Source organism: Zhihengliuella sp. (genome assembly GCF_031178195.1).
Lineage (GTDB): Bacteria > Actinomycetota > Actinomycetes > Actinomycetales > Micrococcaceae > Zhihengliuella.
The window spans coordinates 1-18,605 of the sequence record NZ_JAPSJL010000003.1 but is presented as its reverse complement, the minus strand read 5'-3'; the positions used below and the strand labels follow the sequence as shown (position 1 = coordinate 18,605).

The 18,605-nt window shown below is 73.0% G+C and carries 19 protein-coding genes; 4 read left to right on the top strand and 15 right to left on the bottom strand.

Going from position 1 to position 18,605, the window contains the following annotated elements; all coding sequences use genetic code 11:
• Window positions 1-35: 35 nt before the first annotated feature.
• The 5 genes from hrpB to pdhA all read right to left on the bottom strand — a co-directional run bounded on the left by hrpB (window position 36) and on the right by pdhA (window position 7,642).
• The gene (hrpB, locus tag RIN46_RS05110) at window positions 36-2,723 is read right to left on the bottom strand and encodes an ATP-dependent helicase HrpB (protein ID WP_309082261.1); all 2,688 of its coding nucleotides are present in this window, start codon (window positions 2,721-2,723) and stop codon (window positions 36-38) included.
• Window positions 2,724-2,733: 10 nt separating this feature from the next.
• Window positions 2,734-3,357, bottom strand: a complete 624-nt coding sequence (locus RIN46_RS05105; RefSeq protein ID WP_309082260.1) for a TetR family transcriptional regulator — start codon at window positions 3,355-3,357, stop codon at window positions 2,734-2,736.
• Window positions 3,358-3,609: 252 nt separating this feature from the next.
• A complete protein-coding gene (locus tag RIN46_RS05100; protein WP_309082259.1) occupies window positions 3,610-5,295 on the bottom strand; it encodes a dihydrolipoamide acetyltransferase family protein in 1,686 nt (561 codons plus the stop codon).
• Window positions 5,296-5,297: 2 nt separating this feature from the next.
• Window positions 5,298-6,449: a transketolase C-terminal domain-containing protein gene (locus RIN46_RS05095; RefSeq protein WP_309082258.1), complete on the bottom strand. Its 1,152-nt coding sequence runs from the start codon at window positions 6,447-6,449 to the stop codon at window positions 5,298-5,300.
• Window positions 6,446-7,642, bottom strand: a complete 1,197-nt coding sequence (gene pdhA / locus RIN46_RS05090; protein ID WP_309082257.1) for a pyruvate dehydrogenase (acetyl-transferring) E1 component subunit alpha — start codon at window positions 7,640-7,642, stop codon at window positions 6,446-6,448. Before pdhA ends, RIN46_RS05095 begins: the two co-directional genes overlap by 4 nt.
• A gap of 198 nt (window positions 7,643-7,840) precedes the next feature.
• Here pdhA and RIN46_RS05085 point away from each other — a divergent pair, with 198 nt between their 5' ends.
• On the top strand, window positions 7,841-8,290 hold the full coding sequence (locus tag RIN46_RS05085) for an Lrp/AsnC family transcriptional regulator (RefSeq protein ID WP_309082256.1): 450 nt from the start codon (window positions 7,841-7,843) through the stop codon (window positions 8,288-8,290).
• A 55-nt stretch (window positions 8,291-8,345) separates the two neighbouring features.
• Window positions 8,346-9,242, top strand: coding sequence for a class I SAM-dependent methyltransferase (locus tag RIN46_RS05080; protein WP_309082255.1), 897 nt, complete (start codon window positions 8,346-8,348; stop codon window positions 9,240-9,242).
• Window positions 9,243-9,267: 25 nt separating this feature from the next.
• On the opposite strand, the gene RIN46_RS05075 is transcribed toward RIN46_RS05080, so the two are convergent.
• The 4 genes from RIN46_RS05075 to soxR form a co-directional block, all read right to left on the bottom strand.
• Entirely contained in the window at window positions 9,268-10,320 is a 1,053-nt protein-coding gene (locus RIN46_RS05075; protein ID WP_309082254.1) for a 3,4-dioxygenase subunit beta, read from the bottom strand.
• Between the two features lie 224 nt (window positions 10,321-10,544).
• A complete protein-coding gene (locus RIN46_RS05070) occupies window positions 10,545-11,177 on the bottom strand; it encodes a superoxide dismutase (protein ID WP_309082253.1) in 633 nt (210 codons plus the stop codon).
• Between the two features lie 210 nt (window positions 11,178-11,387).
• Window positions 11,388-11,921 carry a flavin reductase family protein gene (locus RIN46_RS05065; RefSeq protein ID WP_309082252.1) on the bottom strand — a complete coding sequence of 178 codons (534 nt, stop codon included), beginning with the start codon at window positions 11,919-11,921 and terminating at the stop codon, window positions 11,388-11,390.
• A gap of 181 nt (window positions 11,922-12,102) precedes the next feature.
• Complete coding sequence (soxR, locus tag RIN46_RS05060; protein ID WP_309082251.1) at window positions 12,103-12,576, bottom strand: redox-sensitive transcriptional activator SoxR; 474 nt, start codon at window positions 12,574-12,576, stop codon at window positions 12,103-12,105.
• 121 nt (window positions 12,577-12,697) lie between these two features.
• Here soxR and RIN46_RS05055 point away from each other — a divergent pair, with 121 nt between their 5' ends.
• Window positions 12,698-13,066, top strand: coding sequence for a DUF1622 domain-containing protein (locus tag RIN46_RS05055; RefSeq protein ID WP_309082250.1), 369 nt, complete (start codon window positions 12,698-12,700; stop codon window positions 13,064-13,066).
• Window positions 13,067-13,225: 159 nt separating this feature from the next.
• On the opposite strand, the gene RIN46_RS05050 is transcribed toward RIN46_RS05055, so the two are convergent.
• From RIN46_RS05050 to paaA, 6 genes are all read right to left on the bottom strand, one after another.
• On the bottom strand, window positions 13,226-14,008 hold the full coding sequence (locus tag RIN46_RS05050; protein ID WP_309082249.1) for an enoyl-CoA hydratase-related protein: 783 nt from the start codon (window positions 14,006-14,008) through the stop codon (window positions 13,226-13,228).
• 41 nt (window positions 14,009-14,049) lie between these two features.
• On the bottom strand, window positions 14,050-15,279 hold the full coding sequence (gene paaE, locus RIN46_RS05045) for a 1,2-phenylacetyl-CoA epoxidase subunit PaaE (RefSeq protein WP_309082248.1): 1,230 nt from the start codon (window positions 15,277-15,279) through the stop codon (window positions 14,050-14,052).
• A complete protein-coding gene (gene paaD, locus RIN46_RS05040; protein ID WP_309082297.1) occupies window positions 15,276-15,755 on the bottom strand; it encodes a 1,2-phenylacetyl-CoA epoxidase subunit PaaD in 480 nt (159 codons plus the stop codon). Before paaD ends, paaE begins: the two co-directional genes overlap by 4 nt.
• Window positions 15,756-15,846: 91 nt before the next feature.
• Complete coding sequence (gene paaC / locus RIN46_RS05035; protein WP_309082247.1) at window positions 15,847-16,737, bottom strand: 1,2-phenylacetyl-CoA epoxidase subunit PaaC; 891 nt, start codon at window positions 16,735-16,737, stop codon at window positions 15,847-15,849.
• Window positions 16,734-17,024 (bottom strand): 1,2-phenylacetyl-CoA epoxidase subunit PaaB, encoded by a 291-nt coding sequence (paaB, locus tag RIN46_RS05030; RefSeq protein WP_309082246.1) that lies wholly within the window; start codon window positions 17,022-17,024, stop codon window positions 16,734-16,736. Before paaB ends, paaC begins: the two co-directional genes overlap by 4 nt.
• A gap of 4 nt (window positions 17,025-17,028) precedes the next feature.
• Window positions 17,029-18,024 carry a 1,2-phenylacetyl-CoA epoxidase subunit PaaA gene (gene paaA / locus RIN46_RS05025; protein WP_309082245.1) on the bottom strand — a complete coding sequence of 332 codons (996 nt, stop codon included), beginning with the start codon at window positions 18,022-18,024 and terminating at the stop codon, window positions 17,029-17,031.
• A gap of 395 nt (window positions 18,025-18,419) precedes the next feature.
• On the opposite strand from paaA, the gene RIN46_RS05020 reads away from it, so the two are divergent.
• On the top strand, window positions 18,420-18,605 hold a 186-nt coding region (locus RIN46_RS05020), incomplete at its 3' end, for a hypothetical protein (protein ID WP_309109440.1).

Below are 18,605 nucleotides of genomic sequence, written 5' to 3'. Positions count from 1 at the left end.
GTCAACGCTGCGGTCGATGACGCCCTCGGCGGCGCCTACCTCCGGTGTTTGGTCCGGGCCGTCGCGGGCGCCGTCCACGGGTCCTCGGGCCAGGGGTGCTTGGGATAGCGGCCGCGCATCTCGGCCCGGACCTGGGCGTAGGGGCCCGCCCAGAAGGAGGCGAGGTCGTCCGTCACCGCCAACGGCCGGCCGGCCGGCGAGAGCAGATGGAAGAGCACGGGCACGCGGCCGTCCGCCAGCCGCGGCGTCTCCGCCCACCCGAAGCACTCCTGCAGCTTGACCGCGACCACCGGCCGCCCGGACCCGTCGCCCGGATCCGGGTACTCGATGCGGATGCGCGATCCGCTCGGCACCTCCAGCCGCTCCGGGGCCAGCTCGTCGAACCGCGCGGCGGCCGGCCAGGGCAGCAGGCGGCGCAGCGGGTCCGTCAGGTCGACCCGTCCGGCCGGGGTGCCGGAGGCGAGCCGGTCGATCTCCGGGGCGAGCCATTCCTCCAGCCGGCCCAGCAGCGCGGTCTCCGAGACGTCCGGCCACGGGGCGCCGAGCTCCCGGTGCAGCAGGGCCAGCCGCCGCCGCAGCGCCTCCGCCGACGCGGAGAACCCGATCACGCCCAGCCCCTGCGCCTCCAGGGCGCGCTCGACCGCGGCCCGCGCCTCCGCCGGCTGCGGCGCCACCGGCGTGGAGGACAGGACGATCGCGCCCAGCCGTCGCTGCCGCCGGGCGCGGATCCGCCCGTCGGCGTGAAACTCCGCCTCGATCCGGTCGGTCAGCAGGTGGCCCGCCGCGGCCTCGGCGACCTCGAGGCCCGACGGCGCCGCGGACCGGATGACCGCACCGGTCCCCGCGGCCGCCCGGCCCTCGGCCCGCGAGACCTCCGCGACGGCGAGCCACTCGTGGCCCGCGAGGGCACTATCCCCGGGCAGCGCCGCCCGGGTGCCGGAGGCGAACTGGTAGGTCCCCGTCTGCCCCACGCGCCGGGCCACCCATTCCGGGTGGGCCAGTGCGACGACGAAGCCCGCCCGGTCGTGGCGGTCCACCCGCCATCCGGCCGGGAGGTCGGCCGCCGCGCCCGAGTCGTCGGCGCCCGTGCCCGTGCCCGTCAGCGTCTCCAGCCGCCGGGTCTCCTGCCGCCACCGCTGGGCCTCGGCGGTGCGGCCGTCCCGCTCCATCCGGTCCAGCAGCCGCGGCAGGTCGGCACCGGGGGCCCGGGTGTCCCCGGCGAGCAGGGCCACGATCTCCGCCGCGGCGCGTGCCCCCAGGACGGCGGCGCCGTCGTACAGGGCCCGGGCCAGGCGCGGGTCCGCGGGGACCTCGGCCAGCCGGCGCCCCAGCGGGGTGGCGTGGCCGGCGTCGTCGACCGCGCCGAGGCCGCGGAGCACGCGCACCGCGTCCGTCATCGCCGCCGGGGGCGGGGCGTCCGGCAGGCGCAGCCCCTCCCCGCCGGGCGAGCCCCAGCAGGCGAGCACCAGGGCCGCGCCGGTCAGGTCGCTGGAGGCGATCTCCGGTGTCACGTGCGCGGAGGCGGCCGCGAAGGACTTCTCGTCGAAGCAGCGCACCACGGTGCCGGGGCCCTGGCGGGCGGAGCGGCCGGCGCGCTGCTCGCAGGAGGCTCGGGAGGCCTGCACTGTGACCAGGCCGGTCATGCCGCGGGCGGCATCGCGCCGGGGCTCCCGGGCGAGGCCGGAGTCCACGACGAGCCGCACGCCCGGGACCGTCAGCGAGGACTCGGCCAGCGACGTGGAGACCACGATCCGCGCCGGCCCGCCGGGGTCCCGCCCGGAGACCGCACGGTCCTGCTCCTCGGCGGGGATCCGGCCGTGCAGCGGCATCACCTCGACGGCCGCGCCGGCGCCCGCGACGAGCTCGCGCGCCCGGCGCACGACGGCGTCGACCTCGCGTGCGCCGGGCACGAAGACCAGGGCGTCCACGCCGGGGTCCGTCGCGAGCGCCCGGGTGTGCTCCTCGACCGCGGTGCGGGCCACGTGCTCCAGGAACTCGCGGGTCACGCCGCGCTCGTCGGTACGCGGCCCCGGCGGCGGGGCCCAGCGGGTCTGCCGCGGGTGGAGCGCGGACGGGCAGTCCACGACCGGGGCCGGGACTCCCCCGGGCCCCGCCGGGCCGTCGTCGTCCGCCCCTCCGTCGCCGAGGAGCGCCGCGAACCGGGGCGCGTCGACGGTCGCCGACATCGCCACCAGGGTGAGGTCCTCGCGCAGCATCCGGACCTCGCCGAGGAGGCCGAGCAGGAGGTCCGTGTCCAGGGCGCGCTCATGGACCTCGTCCACCACCACGGCTGCGACGGCGTCCAGTCCGGGGTCCTTCAGGAGCCGGCGCAGCAGCAGGCCGGGGGTCACGAACTCCACCCGCGTGTCCGGGCCGGCCCGGCGCTCGCCGCGGACGGCGTAGCCGACGAGGTCGCCCAGGCGCGTGCCGGTCAGCTGGGCCAGCCGGCGGGCGGCGGCGCGGGCCGCCACGCGGCGCGGCTGCGTGACGACGACGCGCCTCGGGCCCGCCTCCGCGACGGCGGCACGGGCCACTGCGTTCGCGACGGCCGGCGGCACCAGGGTGGTCTTGCCCGTCCCGGGCGGGGCCTGCACGACGGCGGCGGCGCCCGGGACCGCGATGGTCGACTCGAGGGCGGGCAGCGCCTCGGCGAAGGTGAGCCCGGCCCCGATGCGGCCGAGGTCGAATGGGAGCGGGGCGGAGGCGTGCGCGGCCTGCGGCATCGCCGGAGCGCTACTTCATGACGACGGCGAGTGCGTCCTCGATGAAGGGCTCGGGGGACTCCTCGCCGGAGAGTGCCCACGTGGTCCAGGCCGCCTGCAGAGTGGCCACGAAGGCGGAGGCCAGGTAGACGGCGCGGTTCTGCGGCACCCCGGCCTCCATCAGGAACCGGGAGACATCGGAGCTGCGCTCCATCAGGTACTTGTAGGCGTGGCCGGCGAGCTCGGGGTGGTTGGCGGTCAGGCGCATGCGGATCCGCATGACGTCCCGGTCCTCGGCGGCCACGTTGGTGCGCGCGTAGTCGCGGAGCCGCTCCAGCGCCTGCGCCTCGGTCTCGACGCCGCGGGCATCGAGCTTGTCGTCGTTCGCGACCGCGATCGGCTGGCCGCCGCCCCACACCAGGTCGGCCTTGGAGGTGAAGTAGCGGTACAGGCTCTTGCGCCCGATGCCCGCCTCCTTGGAGATCTGGTCCATGGTCACGAGGTCGTACCCCCGCTCGTCGAAGAGACGCAGCGCGCAGGCGGCCGTGGCCTCGGCGTCGATGACCGCCGGGCGGCCCACGGTGCGGCGCTTCTTCGCCTTCTCCCCGGGCCTCTCGGGCGAGAGGACCGCGAAGGGGGTGATGCGTTCAGGCATGCGTCTCTTCCAAACGTCGGGGCCGGTCCAGGAACGGCCGGCTTTCCACGGACGCGTATCTCAAGGGGCAGAGGCATTCCCAGCACCCGTAGAGCCGCGGCCTTGAGAAACCGGCGCACACCCCATTATGCAACATCGGCGCATCGGCCCCGGGCCGCCCGCCCCGACGGGTCGCGGGCCAGGTGACGGCCCGCCACCTGCCATGGCGCGCGGGCCGTTCCCTCCCGTCGCAGCGCGCTGTGCCGGCGGCCCCTACAGGTCGGCCAGGACCGTGCCCGGGTTCTCGATCGCGTCCGCGACGTAGCGGAGGAAGCCGCCGGCCACACCGCCGTCGCAGACCCGGTGGTCGAACGCCAGCGTCAGCTCCGTGACCTTGCGGACGGCGAGCTGGCCGCCCACCACCCACGGCTTGTCCACGATCCGCCCGACGCCGAGGATCGCGGCCTCCGGGTAGTTGATGATGGCGGCCGAGCCGTCCACCCCGAAGACCCCGTAGTTGTTCAGGGTGAACGTGCCGCGCGTCAGCTCGGCCGGGGTACACTTCCCCTCGCGCGCCACCTCGGTCAGCCGGCGCAGCTCGGCGTCGAGCTGGCGGGCGCTGAGCGTGTGCGCACTCTCGATGCTCGGGACCACCAGCCCGCGGTCCGTCTGCGCGGCGAAGCCCAGGTTGACGCCGTCGAACTGGACGAGCTCCTGGGCCTCCTGACCGCGCTCGTCCTGGGTGCGTTCCACGCGGGCGTTCAGCTCGGGGAACCGCGCCAGGCCGGCGAGCGCGAACCGGGCGATCAGCGCCAGGAGTCCGGGTGCCCCGCCCGGGGTCGACTTCAGCGAGGCGCGCAGCTCCACCAGCGCCGTCGCGTCCACGTCCACCCAGACGGTCGCCTCGGGGATCTCGGTGCGCGAGCGGGTCATGGCCTGCGCGATCGTCCTGCGCACGCCCTTGATCGGGGTCCGCGCGGCGATCGGCAGTCCGGTCCGGGCATCGCGGACGACGCCGCCCCCCGGCTCCCCGCCGGCCGTCGCCGCCGTGCCCGCCGGGGTCCCTCCAGCCGCCGCGGCTCCGGTCATCCCTGGTGCGGTCATCCCTGTTGCGGGCATCTCAGTTCGGTTCAGGGCATCCGCGGCACCGGCACCGGATGACGACTCGCCCCCGGGGCCCCGTCCCGCGACGGCCGCCTCCACATCGGAGCGGAGGATGAGGCCGTCGGGCCCGGACCCGGCGAGCGTGGCGACGTCGAGGCCGTGCTCGCGGGCGAGCCGGCGCACGATCGGGTTGACGACGCGCGGCGCGAGTCCGGGCTCGGCGCCGTCGGCCCCGGCCTCGGGGACCGGCTGGATCTCGGCCCGGACCTCCAGCCCGCCCGCGGGGAGATCCGCAGTGGTGGACTGGCGACCCGGCCCCGTCGGCAGCGGCCGGGGGTCCCCGCCGCGGTACGCCTTGGGCATCCGGGTCCGCCGGCGCGCGCCCTGGCCGCCGGGCGTTCCGTAGCCGATGAGCACGTTGCCGGAACCGGACTCCTCCGCCTCGGCACCCGCGGCGCCGGCATCCCGCGCCGCGGGTGCCGAGGCCGAGACCCCGGCGAGCTCCTCCTCGAGGTACGGCTGGGCGCCCTCGCTGGCCCCGCCGTCGTCCGCGGTGCCGGACCCGCCGCGGGGCGCGCCGGAGCCGGCGGCCGCGTCGCCGCCCGGCTCGGAGCCGGCGAGCTCCACGCTGATCAGCGGCTTCCCGACGTCGAGCGTCTGGCCGGGCTCGCCGTGGAGCTCGCGCACCACGCCGGCGAACGGGCAGGGCACCTCCACGGAGGACTTGGCGGTCTCCACCTCGACGATCGGCTGGTCCACCACCACGGTGTCGCCGACCGCGACGTGCCAGCTGAGCAGGTCGGCCTCGGTCAGGCCCTCCCCCAGGTCGGGGAGCAGAAAGGTCTTCACGGCCACGGTTATGCCTCCCACTGCAGGTCGTCGACGGCGTCGAGGATGCGGTCCACGCTGGGGAGGAAGTACTCCTCCAGCTTCGGCGCCGGATAGGGGACGTCGAACCCGGTCACCCGCAGCACCGGCGCGGCGAGCGAGTGGAAGCAGCGCTCCTGCACGCGGGCGGTGATCTCGCTGGCCACCGAGGCGAAGCCCGGCGTCTCGGCGATCACCACGGCGCGGCCGGTCTTGCGCACGGAGGCGCAGAGGGTCTCGTCGTCCAGGGGGACGATGGTGCGCACGTCCACCACCTCCAGGCTGCGCCCCTCGGCCGCGGCGGCCTCGGCGGCGGCCAGTGCCGTCGGCACGGACGGTCCGTAGGCGATCAGCGTCGCGTCGGTCCCCTCGCGGGCGACGACGGCGCGGCCCTCGGTCCGCTGCGCCGCCCGCTGCGCCGCGCCGTGGGGCGTCCCCGGGGCACCCGAGCGGGAACCGCCGTCGTACGCCGCGCGCAGCGCGTCCAGGTCCACGGCGTCCTTGGACCAGTACAGCTTCTTGGGCTCCAGGAAGACCACGGGGTCGTCGGAGTCGATCGCCTCGCGCAGCATCCGGTAGGCGTCCGCGACCGTCGACGGCGCGTAGACCTTCAGACCCGGCGTGTGCGCGTAGTAGCTCTCCGAGGAGTCGCAGTGGTGCTCGACGCCGCCGATGCCGCCGGCGTAGGGAATGCGGATGACCATCGGCAGCCGGACGGCCCCGCGGGTGCGGTTGTGCATCTTCGCCACGTGGCTGAAGATCTGCTCCAGCGCCGGGTAGGCGAAGGCGTCGAACTGCATCTCCACCACCGGACGCATGCCGTTCATCGCCATGCCGACCGCCATGCCCACGATGCCCGACTCCGCCAGCGGCGTGTCGAAGCAGCGGTGCTCGCCGAAGCGCGCCGTCAGCCCGTCGGTGATGCGGAAGACGCCGCCGAGTGTGCCGATGTCCTCGCCGAAGAGCACGACGTCGCCGCTCGCCTCCATGGCGTCGGCGAGGGCCGTGTTGAGGGCCTTGGCGAGCGTGACGGGCGCGGCGGGGCGCGACTGGCGCTCGCTCTCCCGGGCGGTCTCGCGCACCGCCTGGGCCGTCGCGGTGCTGACGTTGCCGTTGGCGTCCGAGGAGGTCGTGACGGTCATCGGGCTGCCTCCTCGGAGGAATCGGCGGCGGTCCGCGCCAGCTCGTCGGCCAGGAGCGCGGACTGCTCGCGCAGTTGCGGGGTGGGTTCGGTGAAGACGTAGCGGAAGAGGTCCTGCGGATCCGGGGCGACCTCCGCGTTGAGGCCGTCGCGCAGGGCGGCGGCCACGGCCTCGGCGGAGGCCGCGATGCGCTCCTCCTCGCCGTCGTCGAGGGCGCCCTGCCCGGCGAGGTAGGCGCGCATCCGGGTCACCGGGTCCTTGGCCATCCACTCCTGGACCTCGGCGTCCTGGCGGTAGCGGGTCGCGTCGTCGGCGTTGGTGTGCGCCTGCATGCGGTAGGTGTGCGCCTCCACGAGCAGCGGACCGGAGCCGTCACGGGCCAGGCGCACGGCACGGCGGAGCACGGCCAGCAGCGCCACCAGGTCGTTGCCGTCCACGCGCTCGCCGGCCATGCCGTAGCCCACGGCCTTGTGGGCGAGCGACGGCGCCGCGGTCTGGTGCGCCAGCGGGACGGAGATGGCGTACTGGTTGTTCTGCACGAAGAAGACCACGGGCAGCTTGAACACGGCCGCGAAGTTCAGGGCCTCGTGGAAGTCGCCCTCGCTGGTGGCGCCGTCGCCGCACATGGCCAGGACCACGGTGTCCTCGCCGCGGAGCTTGGCCGCGTGCGCCACGCCCACGGCGTGCAGCAGCTGCGTGGTCAGCGGGGTGCACTGGATGCCGACCCGGTACTCGGTGGGGTCGTACCCGCCGTGCCAGTCGCCCCGGAAGAGCGTCATGGTCTCCACGGGATCCACGCCCTTGGTCATGACGGCCACGGAGTCCCGGTAGGTGGGGAACATCCAGTCGCCCTCGCCCAGGCACAGGGCCGCGGCGACCTGGCAGGCCTCCTGTCCGTGGCTGGACGGGTAGACCGCCATCCGGCCCTGGCGCACCAGCGCCGAGTTCTGGTCGTTGACGCGTCGGCCCACCACGAGGGCCTCGTACGCGTCCTTCAGGTCCTCCAGCTCCGGCATCGGGTACTCGTGTCCGGGGGCGGTCCCCTGCTCCTCCACGGGCCGGATCTCGCCGTTCTCGGCGAGGATGCGGATGGACCCGTGCGTCGGCAGGAGGTAGTCCTCCAGCGTGATCCCGAAGCGGCGGGCGGTCTCGTCGAGCGCCACCGCGCTCTCGCCGTCAGTCGACGTGCTCATCGTGCCCCCTTATGGTTCAGCTCACAGTTTTCGCAGTGTTGTGAACAAGTATGGCCGCAGCGCGACGGTCCGTATCCCGATTCTCGGTAGGTGAGAGAAAAGTGAGAACGAATCGCCTATCCTAGAAGACGAATCGTCGCCGTGACGTGGACTACAGGGTGCGGAGTGGACGGGCCCGCCCCGGAGAGGAGATGGGCTGTGCAGAATCCGCCCGTGCAGCTGGACGCGACCGACGAGAGGATCATGGCCGAGCTCCGGCGCGATGCCCGCCAGTCCGTCACCGCGATCGCCCAGAAGTGCCACATCTCCCGCGCGCACGCCTACTCGCGGATCAACCGGCTGCAGGACGAGGGCGTCATCCTCCGCTACACCGCGCTGATCGACCCGGTGAAGGCCGGCCTGCAGGCCTCGGCCTACGTGACCCTGAAGCTCCGCCAGCACTCCTGGCGGGAGATGCGCGAGCGGCTCACCGCCATCAAGCAGGTCCACCACATCGGGCTCGTGGGCGGGAACTTCGACGTCATCCTGCTGGTGCGCGCGCAGAACAACGCGGAGCTCCGGCACGTCATCTTCGACCAGCTGCAGTCCATGCCGGGCGTGCTGGACACGCAGACCTTCCTGATCTTCGAGGACGTCGATACGCGCTGAGGACCCCCGGCGCGGCCTGCTTCCGCGGCGGCCCGCCGAGGAGCAGACTGGAGCCGTGGAGAACCGAGAGCATCAGCACGCAGCCGGCGCCGACCGGCACCTCGACGGGCCGGCGACCGAGCCCACCGCCGCGCCCCACGGTGTGCCGGCGACCGAGCCCACCGCCGCGCCCCACGGCGGGCACACCGGCGAGCACACCGGCGAGCACACCGGCGAGCACGCCTTCGACCAGGCGTACTGGGAGGAGCACTGGGAGCAGGCCGGTGCCCGCGGCGACGAGCACGCCACCCCGCCCAACCCGTACCTGGCGGAGGAGACCCGAGGACTCCGGCCCGGGACCGCCCTGGACGCGGGCTGCGGCACGGGCGCGGAGGCCGTGTACCTCGCCACCGCCGGGTGGGACGTCACCGGGGCCGACATCTCCGCCACGGCGCTGGCGGCGGCCGCCGAGCGGGCCGCGGGGGCCGGGGTCGCCGAGCGGGTGCGCTGGCTGGAGGCCGACCTGAGCACCTGGCAGCCGGAGCAGCGGTGGGATCTGGTCACGACCCACTACGCCCATCCGGCCATGCCGCAGCTCGAGTTCTACCGACGCCTCTCCCGGTGGGTCTCCCCGGGCGGCACGCTGCTGATCGTCGGCCACTTGCACACCGAGCCGCACGCGGGCTCCCCGTCCCCCGGCGACGCGCACGGACCGCATGACCCGCACCATCCCCCGCACGCGCCTGCGGACTCCGCCTCGCCGGCGGCGTCCGCCATCCCGGCGCGGGACGACGACGGGTTCGAGCCGCCCGAGGCGGCCACGGTGACCCTCGCGGACATGGTCGCGGTCCTCGACCCGGCCCTCTGGACCGTGGAGACGGCCCGGCAAAACACACGCCAGATCCCGCGGCCGGACGGGCAGACGCGGGTGCTGCACGACGTCGTCGTCCGCGCCACCCGCGTACCGGAGTAGGGCCGGGGCGCGGAACGGCGGGGCCTCAGGGGTGACCGGGCCGGCCGGGCATCGCCCCGCTGGTGCCCGGACCGGAGCCCATGACCCAACCCGCGTGCGACTCGGTGCGAGTGTCCACGCCCACGGTCAGGCGCGCCTGGAAGCCCCCGTCCTGCCGGACGACGTCGGCGAGCTGGCGTTCGCCGCCGTCGTCGCCGAAGACGAGGTCCGTGCCTAGGCGCAGCCGGCCGAGATTCTCCACCGACGCCTCGTAGCCGGGCACCGCGTAGGCCTCGTCGCAGGCGTCCTCGGGGAACGCGATCTGACTGACGGCGATCGCGTTGTCGGCGGAGACGATCGCGGCCTGATCGGGGTAGACCTCGAAGTGGATGTGCGGCCAACGGCCGTGGTAGCAGCCCGGGAAGATGGTCCGGAAGCGGACGCGGCCGTCCGGTCCGGCGATCTGCACCCCGCGCAGGTAGTTCTGCTCGGCGGCCTCGGCCGAGTACATGGAGTAGTGCCCTGCCCGGTCCGCCTGCCAGACGTAGACGGCCGCCCCGGCGAAGGGCGCGTCCCCGGCGGCGATGTCCACGATCTGCAGCTCGACGTCCAGCAGGACACCCTCGGCCGTGCCCGAGGCCTCGCCGTAGCTGCTGCGGATGTCCGAGCGGATCACGCCGCTCTGGTGCAGCGCATCGGGCCCATTGGTGCCGTTGCCCGGGTACGGGCCGGCCGTCTCGTCGGGGATCTCCGGCACGGCGCCGCCGCCGGCCCGCTCGGCGGTGACGCCGTCGTCGACCGCCGGCCGGGTCGGCGAGCACGCCGCGAGCCCGACGGCGAGCGCGCTGAACCCCAGCGTCTTCAGGAGGCCACGCCGCTGGAGGAGGGTGTCGACGTCGAACGCGAGGCCCTGCTCCTCGATGACCTCGCCCTGGCGGGGCAGCCGCCGCCCGGCGAAGACGCGCGCCCCGTAGGCCGGGACGGCCGGGCCATCGGCGAGGTCGCCCAGGGCCTCGTCGGCGTCCTCGCCGCGCCGCAGCGGCACACCGTCCGGAGCCGTCTCGGCGGTGAGCTCGGTACTGGCCGGGTTCGAGTTCATCTGTACTCCTCCTCGTTGAGGCGGCTCGGCTGCGGGGCGACGCTGCCCTCGAGGCGTCTGGCCCCGACTCTAGGCAGCGGACCTCGGCGGGAGCTGGGCCGTGGACGGATTCTACCTGTGCACTCGCCGGCGGTCAGCCGCACACGACGACGCCGCCCGGGGAAACCGGGCGGCGTCGTCGTGTTGTTTGAGCCCGCCTTGAGCCTACGAGGCGGGCGACCCGGCTAGGAGCCGGGGGTGATGAGCTTCGGGGCACCCGCGCGGGCGGCCTCGAAGCGGGCCGAGACGTCGGCCCAGTTCACGATGTTCCAGAAGGCCTTGACGTAGTCGGCCTTGACGTTCTGGTAGTCGAGGTAGAAGGCGTGCTCCCACATGTCCAGCATCAGCAGCGGGGTGGTCGCCACCGGGACGCCGTTCTGCTGGTCGTACATCTGCTCGATCACCAGGTTGCCGCCGATGGGCTCGTAGGCGAGGATCGCCCAGCCGGAGCCCTGGATGGTGGTCGCCGCGCCGGTGAAGTGGCCGACGAAGCCGTCGAAGGAGCCGAAGTACTCGTCGATGGCGGCCGCCAGCTCGCCGGTCGGCTTGTCGCCGCCCTCCGGGGACAGGTTGTTCCAGAAGATCGAGTGGTTGATGTGGCCACCCAGGTTGAACTGCAGGTCCTTGGAGAGCTTCGCGGCCGCGGCTGCATCGCCGTTGCTGCGGGCCTCGGCCATCTTCTCCAGCGCGGTGTTGGCACCGGTGACGTAGGCGTTGTGGTGCTTGGAGTGGTGCAGCTCCATGATCCGCGCCGAGATGTGCGGCTCGAGGGCGGCGTAGTCGTAGTTCAACTCCGGCAGGGTGTACTTGGCAGTCATGCCACTTCCTTTCGTTGGTTCGCGTGCAGGATGCACGCTCGTGACGTCTCACGCGCCTCGGCCCCACAGTGCGCGCACCGCGACGGGTGCGTCAACAGGACTCCGGCACTCGGCTTCACTTCAGACCGTGCTCTGCGGAATCGTCCAGCCGCCATCGAGGCGCCGTCGACCGCGTAGCCATGTCCCAGACTGCCACATTGTCACTGCAAGTCACAGTGGTGTTGCGGTGTGGAACGCACCGTCCCGGTAGACGAGCGGGGTCCCCTCCCCCGCCCCCTCGAGGACCTCGAGCACCTCTGCCGCGACCAGCACCGATCCGCCGATCGGTAGCCGCTCGAGGATCCGGCAGCGTAGTGCCCACGGGACGCCCGCGAGAACCGGGTCGCCGTCGGCCGTGCGGTACCACTCGCCCTCGGCGAACCGCTCGGCACCGGGGGTCGCGAAGGCCTGGACCGCGTCCAGTTGCTCGGCGGCCACCAGGTGCACGACGACGTGGTCCGCCTCGAGGAGGCGGCGCGCCGACCGTCCGCCCGAGACGGAGAACGAGAGCACGGCCGGATCGACAGCCACGGACGCGACCGACGACGCCGTGATCCCGACGGGACCGGCGGGTGCGCCGTCGTCGGACGCGGGCACCATGGCCGTGACGATGGAGATGCCGGCCGGGTGGGAGCGGAACGCGCGGCGGAACAGCTCGCCGGTCGCCGCGCGCTGCGCTTCCGTCTCGTGATGGGTGACTGTCATGCCCTCGCCTTCGCGTATGCCTCGGGGTACGCCCGGATCCTTCCGGACACCACTCACGCTAGAACCTCAACTTTAGTTGAGGTCAAGGGAGAAGGAGCATCTGTGACGCACTGCACAGGAGTGCACTGCACGGTGGCGCCCCGCACGGTGGCGCCCTGCCGGACGCCCGCCGAGTGGACCATCAGATGTCGAGCGCGGGAGCGCCGGGGCCCTCGGTGCCGAGGACGTCATCGGGATTGACCATGCGACAGGCGGTCAGGGAGAGGCAGCCGCAGCCGATGCACGTGTCCAGCCGGTCGCGCAGATGCGTCAGCCGCACGATCCGGTCCTCGATCTCGTCCCGCCAGGCGCTGGACATCCGCTGCCAGTCCTCCTGGCTGGGCACACCGTCGCGGGGCAGGTGCTCGAGCGCCGCCGCGACGGTCGCGAGCGGGATGCCGGCCCGGTGCGCGGCCCGGACGACGGCGACGCGCCGCAGCACCGAGCGCGGGTAGCGGCGCTGGTTCCCCGACGTCCGACGGCTGTGGATGAGGCCCTTGCGCTCGTAGAAGTGCAGTGCGGAGACCGTCAGCCCGCTACGCTCGGCCAGTTGGCCGACGGTGAGCTCGTCCTCGGCCGTATCGCCGACCCGGGTGCGTTGGCTAGTCTCGCCCACAGAACCACCTCAACGATCCGATGCGCCGGCGTACCGGCCTGCCGCCGTCGAATCTACGCCGCCCGCCGAGCCGGGCACCAGCCGCGACGCAACGCCGCGGCCGGCCCGGAAGGGAGAAGCCATGGAGTTCCAAGCAACGATGGAGTTCGTCGGCAAGGCCGTCGACGCGGCCGGGGTCGCCGCGATCATCGTCGGCATCGTCGTCGCCACGGCGATCGCCGTCGGGGCGCTGCTGCGTCGGGACGAGCGCGACGGCGTCTACCACGCGTACCGGCGGCGGCTCGGCCGCTCGATCCTGCTCGGGCTGGAGCTGCTGGTGGCCGCGGACATCATCCGCACCGTCGCGATCGAGCCGACCTACGAATCCGTCGGCGTGCTGGCGATCATCGTCCTGGTCCGCACGTTCCTCAGCTTCTCGCTGGAGCTGGAGATCACCGGGCGCTGGCCGTGGCAGAAGCGGAGGGGCGCGCAGGACACGCCGGCCGCCTAGTCGGCCCCGTCGGCCGGCGCCATCGGGGCGGTGCGGGGAGTGCGGGGCGCCCGGGCCATCCTGGGCGCCCCGGGCCATCCTGGGCGCCCAAGACCAGGCTGAGCGCCCGGGCGATGCGGACCCCGGGCGATGCGGACCCCCCCGACCCGGCGGAGAGCGCTAGCCGCCCCGAAACTCCGGCTTCCGCTTCTCCTGGAAGGCGCGGAACCCCTCGGCGTAGTCGTCGGAGGCGCACAGGTCCGCCTGCGCCTGGTTCTCGCGCGCCATGGAGTCCCAGAGCCCGAGCCGCTGGTCGCGGATCTGGGCGACGAGCCCCTTCGAGGCACGGAAGGCGCCGGTGGCGCCCAGGGCGACCCGGGCCGCCGTCGTCCGGGTGAACTCCAGGACCTCCTCGGCGGGCAGGGCACGGCTGAACAGCCCGGAGCGGACGGCCTCCGCGCCGGAGATCAGCTCGGCCGTGTAGATCAGGTCCAGCGTGCGGTGCGCGCCGAGCCGCTCGGTGAAGAGGTAGTGCCCTCCGGAGTCCAGCGTGGCCCCGAGGTTCGCGAACGGCGAGCCGATCTTGGCGTTCTCCGCGACGTAGACGACGTCGGTGGCGATCGCCAGGCCGAGCCCGACGCCGAGGCAGGCCCCCTGCACGGCCGCGAAGGTCGGCGCGGGGAACGCGCTCATCTGCTGCAGCAGCGGCTGGACACGGCCGCCGAGGTAGCCGATGACGTCGTCATCCGCCGGGACGACGCCGGAGATGTCCCGGCCCGCGCAGAAACCGCGGCCCTCGCCGCGCAGCACGAGCGCGCGCACGCGGCCGGACTCGACCGCCGTGGCGGCCTCGGCATAGGCGTCGGCCAGCTCCGCGAGCGCAGCCTCGTCCAGCGCGTTCATCTTCTCGGGGGCGTCGAGGAGGACCTCGGCGACGCCGTCGGCGATGTTCAGTTCGATCATGATGCTCCTCGGGTGCGCGGGTTCGGGCGTCGGGGTGCGCGTCAGGCGTCGAAGTCGACGGCGACGGCGTCGCTGGTCGGGCGGGACTGGCAGGTCAGCACGTAGCCGGCGTCGATCTCGTCCGGCTCCAGCGCGTAGTTCTCCGCCATCTTCACGGTGCCCGAGGTCAGCTTGGCGCGGCAGGTGCCGCACACGCCGCCGGCGCACGCGAACGGGACGTCCGGGCGGGCGCGCAGGGCCGCGTTGAGGATCGTCTCGCCGGCGGCCACCGGCGACTGGATCTCTCCGGCGAGCCCGTCGAGGCGGAACTCGATCCTGTAGTTCTCGCCGTCGTCGTCCGCCTGGACCGCCCGGCCGACGTGCCCCTCGGGCTTCTGCGGCTGACCCGTGGTGAACAGCTCGAACCGGATGCGGTCCGCGTCCACGCCTCGGCGCGCGAGGGTGTCGCGGGCGAGCTGCACCAGCTCGAACGGCCCGCAGAGGAACCACTCGTCCACCTCCTCGGTGCGGATGACGCTCTCCAGCAGCCGCGTCAGCTTCTCGGAATCGATCCGGCCAGAGAGCAGCGGCGAGATGCGCTGCTCCCGGGAGAGCACGTGGTGCAGGGCGAAGCGGGACGGGTACCGGTCCTTGAGGTCCGCCAGCTCCTCGAGGAACATGACGTCCGCGGCGGCGCGGTTGGCGTAGACCAGGTCGAACCGGGTGCTCTCGTTGGCGGCCAGCACGGTCCGGGCGATCGCGATGACGGGCGTGATGCCGGAGCCGGCCGCGACGGCGACGAAGTTGTGCTCGGCGTCCGTGTCGATCGACGCCGGGTCGTTCAGGCCGGTGATCCGCTTGGAGACGAAAGCACCCGCCGGGCTCATCACGTCGATCCGGTCACCGGCGGCGAGCTCCTCGTTGGCCCAGGTGGAGAAGAGGCCGCCGAGGTCGCGCTTGATGGCCACGCGGATCTCCCCCGGCGTCGGTTCGGCGCAGATCGAGTAGCTGCGCCGCACCTCGTGCACGTTCCCCTCGGCGTCGGGCAGCTCCTTGCGCAGGGCGACGTACTGGCCGGGCAGGTAGTCGAACTCCCCCTCGAGCTCGGCCGGCACTGCGAACGTCACCTCGATGGCGTCGGCGGTCAGCCGCCGTACGCCGGCGACCTCCAGCGTGTGAAAGGCCGCACGACGCCGAGGCGTCGTCCCGGGCTGCCCGGACGGCGTCGGACCCGGTTCCCCGCCGTCCGGCGCGGGCGTGGCGGCGCCTGCGGCCGCAGTGGTTTCAGTCATGAGAGCACCTTGAAATAGTCGAATGGCTCCAGGCAGTCCAGGCACTGGTAGAGCGCCTTGCAGGAGGTGGAGCCGAAGCGGGAGAGTTCCTTGGTCTTCAGCGAGTGGCAGCGCGGGCACTTGACGGTCAGGCCCACGGTGACGCGGCCGCGGTGGCCCGTCCCGGTGGGCGGGGCGATGCCGTACTCGGCCAGCTTCGCCTTGCCTTCCTCCGTCATCCAGTCCGTGCTCCAGGCCGGGGAGAGCACCAGCTCGACCCGCGACGCGAGCCCGTGGGCCGCGAACACCTGCTCCAGGTCCACGCGGATGGTCTCCATCGCGGGGCAGCCGGAGTACGTGGGGGTGATGGTCACGGCCACGGTCCCGTCCGGGTCCACCGCGACGTCGCGGAGGATGCCCAGGTCCTCGATGCTCAGCACCGGGATCTCCGGATCCGTCACCTGGGCCGCGATGCGCCGCAGCTCCGCCACGTCCATCTGGTGCGCGGTGGTGGTCACCCTGTTCACCTCGTCTCTGGCGTCCTGTTCCTGCGTGGTCTCTGGTCTGTTCTCGGTCGGCTGCTGCGGGCTACCAGCTGGCGCCGGGATGCTTGCGGGCCAGCACCTGCATCTCGGCCAGCAGGTAGCCCAGGTGCTCGGAGTGCTCGCCGCGGCGCCCGCCGCCCATGGCGAACGGCACCTGCGGGACCTCGAGTCCGGCCTCGGCCAGAATCGCGGCGATCTGCTCGTCCCACTCGGCGCGCAGCGTCGACGGCGCGACGCCCACGCCGGCGGCCACGACGTCGTCGTGCATCCTCTGGTCCGCGTACGGCTGGTCCTCGAAGAGCTCGCCGACGTACGGCCACAGGTCCTCGACGGCACGGCGGATGCGGGCGGCCGACTCCTCGGTGCCGCGGCCGAGGCGCAGCGTCCACTGCGCGGCGTGGTCGCGGTGGTAGTCGACCTCCTTGACGGCCTTGGCCGCGATGGCGGCGATCGTCGAGTCCGCGGACTCGGCCAGCCGCGTGTAGAGCAGATACTGGTAGACGGAGACGAAGAGCTGGCGGGCGATGGTCACGCCGAAGTCGCCGTTGGGCTGCTCCATCAGGTGGCAGGAACGGAACTCCTCCTCCTCGCGCCAGTAGGCCAGGTCGTCCTCCGTCTTGCCCCAGAACTTGCCGGCGTAGGTGAGGAAGGAGCGGGCGTGGCCGAGCTGGTCCAGCGCGATGTTGCCGAGCGCGATGTCCTCCTCGATCTCCGGCGCGCGGGAGATCCACCAGGAGAGGCGCTGGGCCAGGATGAGTGCGTCGTCGCCCAGCCAGAGCGCGTACTCGGCGACGGCCTCGGACGACGGCGGTTCGCCCTGCACGGCGATGTCCTCCGGGCGCAGGGCGTTGCCCGGGGTGACGCGCGTGGCCGAGGCGGTGACGTCGCCGAAGCTCTGGAACTCGTCCAGATCGGCGGTCTCGTGGCCGCTCACAGGTGCTTCACCCCTTCGCTCTTGGTGTAGTACGTGGCGTGGCGGTAGTCCTTGCCCTTGGGCGACTCGAAGAACTGGTCCTTGGCGCCCGGGTCGGACGCGACGATGTCCTCGGAGCGGACCACCCAGATGGAGACGCCCTCGTTGCGGCGCGTGTAGAGGTCGCGCGCGTTGCGCAGGGCCATCTCCTGGTCCGGGGCGTGCAGGGAGCCGGCGTGGACATGGGACAGCCCGCGCGAGGAGCGGACGAAGACCTCCCAGAGGGGCCAGACAGTGGTGTCGGTCATCGGATCAGGCCGCCTTCTCGTTGGTCTTGGCCGCGTAGGCGGCTGCTGCTTCGCGCACCCAGGCGCCGTCCTCGTGGGCCTCGCGGCGGCGCTGCAGACGCTGGGCGTTGCAGGGGCCGTTGCCGGCGAGGACCGCCTTGAACTCGTCCCAGTTCAAGTCCTTGTGGATCCACTTGCCGGACTCCTCGTCGAAGCGCAGGTCCGGATCCGGCAGGGTGAGGCCGAGGACCTTCGCCTGCTCCACGATCATGCCGACGAACCGCTGGCGCAGGTCGTCGTTGGAGAAGCGCTTGATGTTCCACGCCATGGACTGCTTCGAATTCGGGGAGTCGGCGTCCGGCGGGCCGAACATCATCAGGGACGGCTCGTAGAAGCGGTTCACGGCGTCCTGCGCCATCTTCTTCTGCTCCGCCGTGCCACGGGAGAGCTCGAGGAGGATCTCGAAGCCCTGGCGCTGGTGGAAGGACTCCTCCTTGCAGATGCGCACCATGGCGCGGCCGTAGGGACCGTAGGAGGCACGGCAGAGGGGCACCTGGTTGGCGATGGCGGCGCCGTCGACCAGCCAGCCGATCGCGCCCATGTCGGCCCAGGTGCGCGCCGGGTAGTTGAAGATCGAGGAGTACTTGGCACGGCCGGTCAGCAGCTGCTCGTTGAGCACGTGGCGAGGGGTGCCGAGGGTCTCGGCGGCCGAGTAGAGGTAGAGCCCGTGCCCGGCCTCGTCCTGGACCTTCGCCATGAGAATTGCCTTGCGCTTCAGGCTGGGGGCGCGCGTGATCCAGTTGGCCTCCGGCTGCATGCCGATGATCTCGGAGTGCGCGTGCTGGGACACCTGGCGGGTCAGCGTCTTGCGGTAGCCCTCCGGCATCCAGTCGCGCGGTTCGATGCGGGAGTCCTGCGCGATGATCTCGTCGAAGCGAGCCTGACCTGCCTCGTCCTCGGGCGACAGGACCGCCTGCAGGCGCCCGCCGTCGCCGGCCTGCGTGCTGGTGTGCTCAGCCATGGTGACCTCACTCGTCGTACGTTCGATGGCGGTCGGATTATTTACTGACCGTTCGTTCAGGATATGCGGACGGTGGCCGAGTGGTCAACACCACACGGCCGGAGTCGGGCCGACGACCTTGCGCGTCAACCTCGGGCCCAGCGACTCGTCCTCCACAGGTCCGTTGCCGGGCGTTGCCGTGCACAGTGGTGCCGGCTGTCCGGGCGTCCAACCTGATGGCGGGCGAGGATGAATACATGGATTTCACCGGAGCGGATGGGGCGGGCGGAGCGTCTGCGGCAGCAGCGGCTGCAGCAGACGCCGCGCCTGTTTCTACCGCGTCAACCGGCACGGCGGCGGCTTCGACTGGTCTCGCCTCGGACTCCCCTGACGGGTCTGCCACCGGGGCCTCAGCGGTGGCCGTGGGCTCGACGCTCGGGCGCTCTGGCCTGGTGGAGCGGTGGGAGGCCTTGGGTGTGGTGGTCCGGGAGCTTCTCGCGGAGACGGCCGAGGCGGTCTGCGAAGGTCCGTGGGATCCGGGGCCGGCGGCCCGGCTGGTGCACCTGCTCGAGGGCGTGGGCCGGGGCACGGACTTCGGGCGG

Excerpts from the sequence above, each read along its gene's own strand:
- hrpB (WP_309082261.1), bottom strand. The coding sequence starts at position 2,723 with ATGCCGCAGGCCGCGCACGCCTCCGCCCCGCTCCCATTCGACCTCGGC.
- RIN46_RS05105 (WP_309082260.1), bottom strand. The coding sequence starts at position 3,357 with ATGCCTGAACGCATCACCCCCTTCGCGGTCCTCTCGCCCGAGAGGCCC.
- RIN46_RS05095 (WP_309082258.1), bottom strand. The coding sequence starts at position 6,449 with ATGACCGTCACGACCTCCTCGGACGCCAACGGCAACGTCAGCACCGCG.
- pdhA (WP_309082257.1), bottom strand. The coding sequence starts at position 7,642 with ATGAGCACGTCGACTGACGGCGAGAGCGCGGTGGCGCTCGACGAGACC.
- RIN46_RS05075 (WP_309082254.1), bottom strand. The coding sequence starts at position 10,320 with ATGAACTCGAACCCGGCCAGTACCGAGCTCACCGCCGAGACGGCTCCG.
- RIN46_RS05070 (WP_309082253.1), bottom strand. The coding sequence starts at position 11,177 with ATGACTGCCAAGTACACCCTGCCGGAGTTGAACTACGACTACGCCGCC.
- RIN46_RS05065 (WP_309082252.1), bottom strand. The coding sequence starts at position 11,921 with ATGACAGTCACCCATCACGAGACGGAAGCGCAGCGCGCGGCGACCGGC.
- RIN46_RS05055 (WP_309082250.1), top strand. The coding sequence starts at position 12,698 with ATGGAGTTCCAAGCAACGATGGAGTTCGTCGGCAAGGCCGTCGACGCG.
- RIN46_RS05050 (WP_309082249.1), bottom strand. The coding sequence starts at position 14,008 with ATGATCGAACTGAACATCGCCGACGGCGTCGCCGAGGTCCTCCTCGAC.
- paaE (WP_309082248.1), bottom strand. The coding sequence starts at position 15,279 with ATGACTGAAACCACTGCGGCCGCAGGCGCCGCCACGCCCGCGCCGGAC.
- paaD (WP_309082297.1), bottom strand. The coding sequence starts at position 15,755 with ATGGACGTGGCGGAGCTGCGGCGCATCGCGGCCCAGGTGACGGATCCG.
- paaB (WP_309082246.1), bottom strand. The coding sequence starts at position 17,024 with ATGACCGACACCACTGTCTGGCCCCTCTGGGAGGTCTTCGTCCGCTCC.
- paaA (WP_309082245.1), bottom strand. The coding sequence starts at position 18,024 with ATGGCTGAGCACACCAGCACGCAGGCCGGCGACGGCGGGCGCCTGCAG.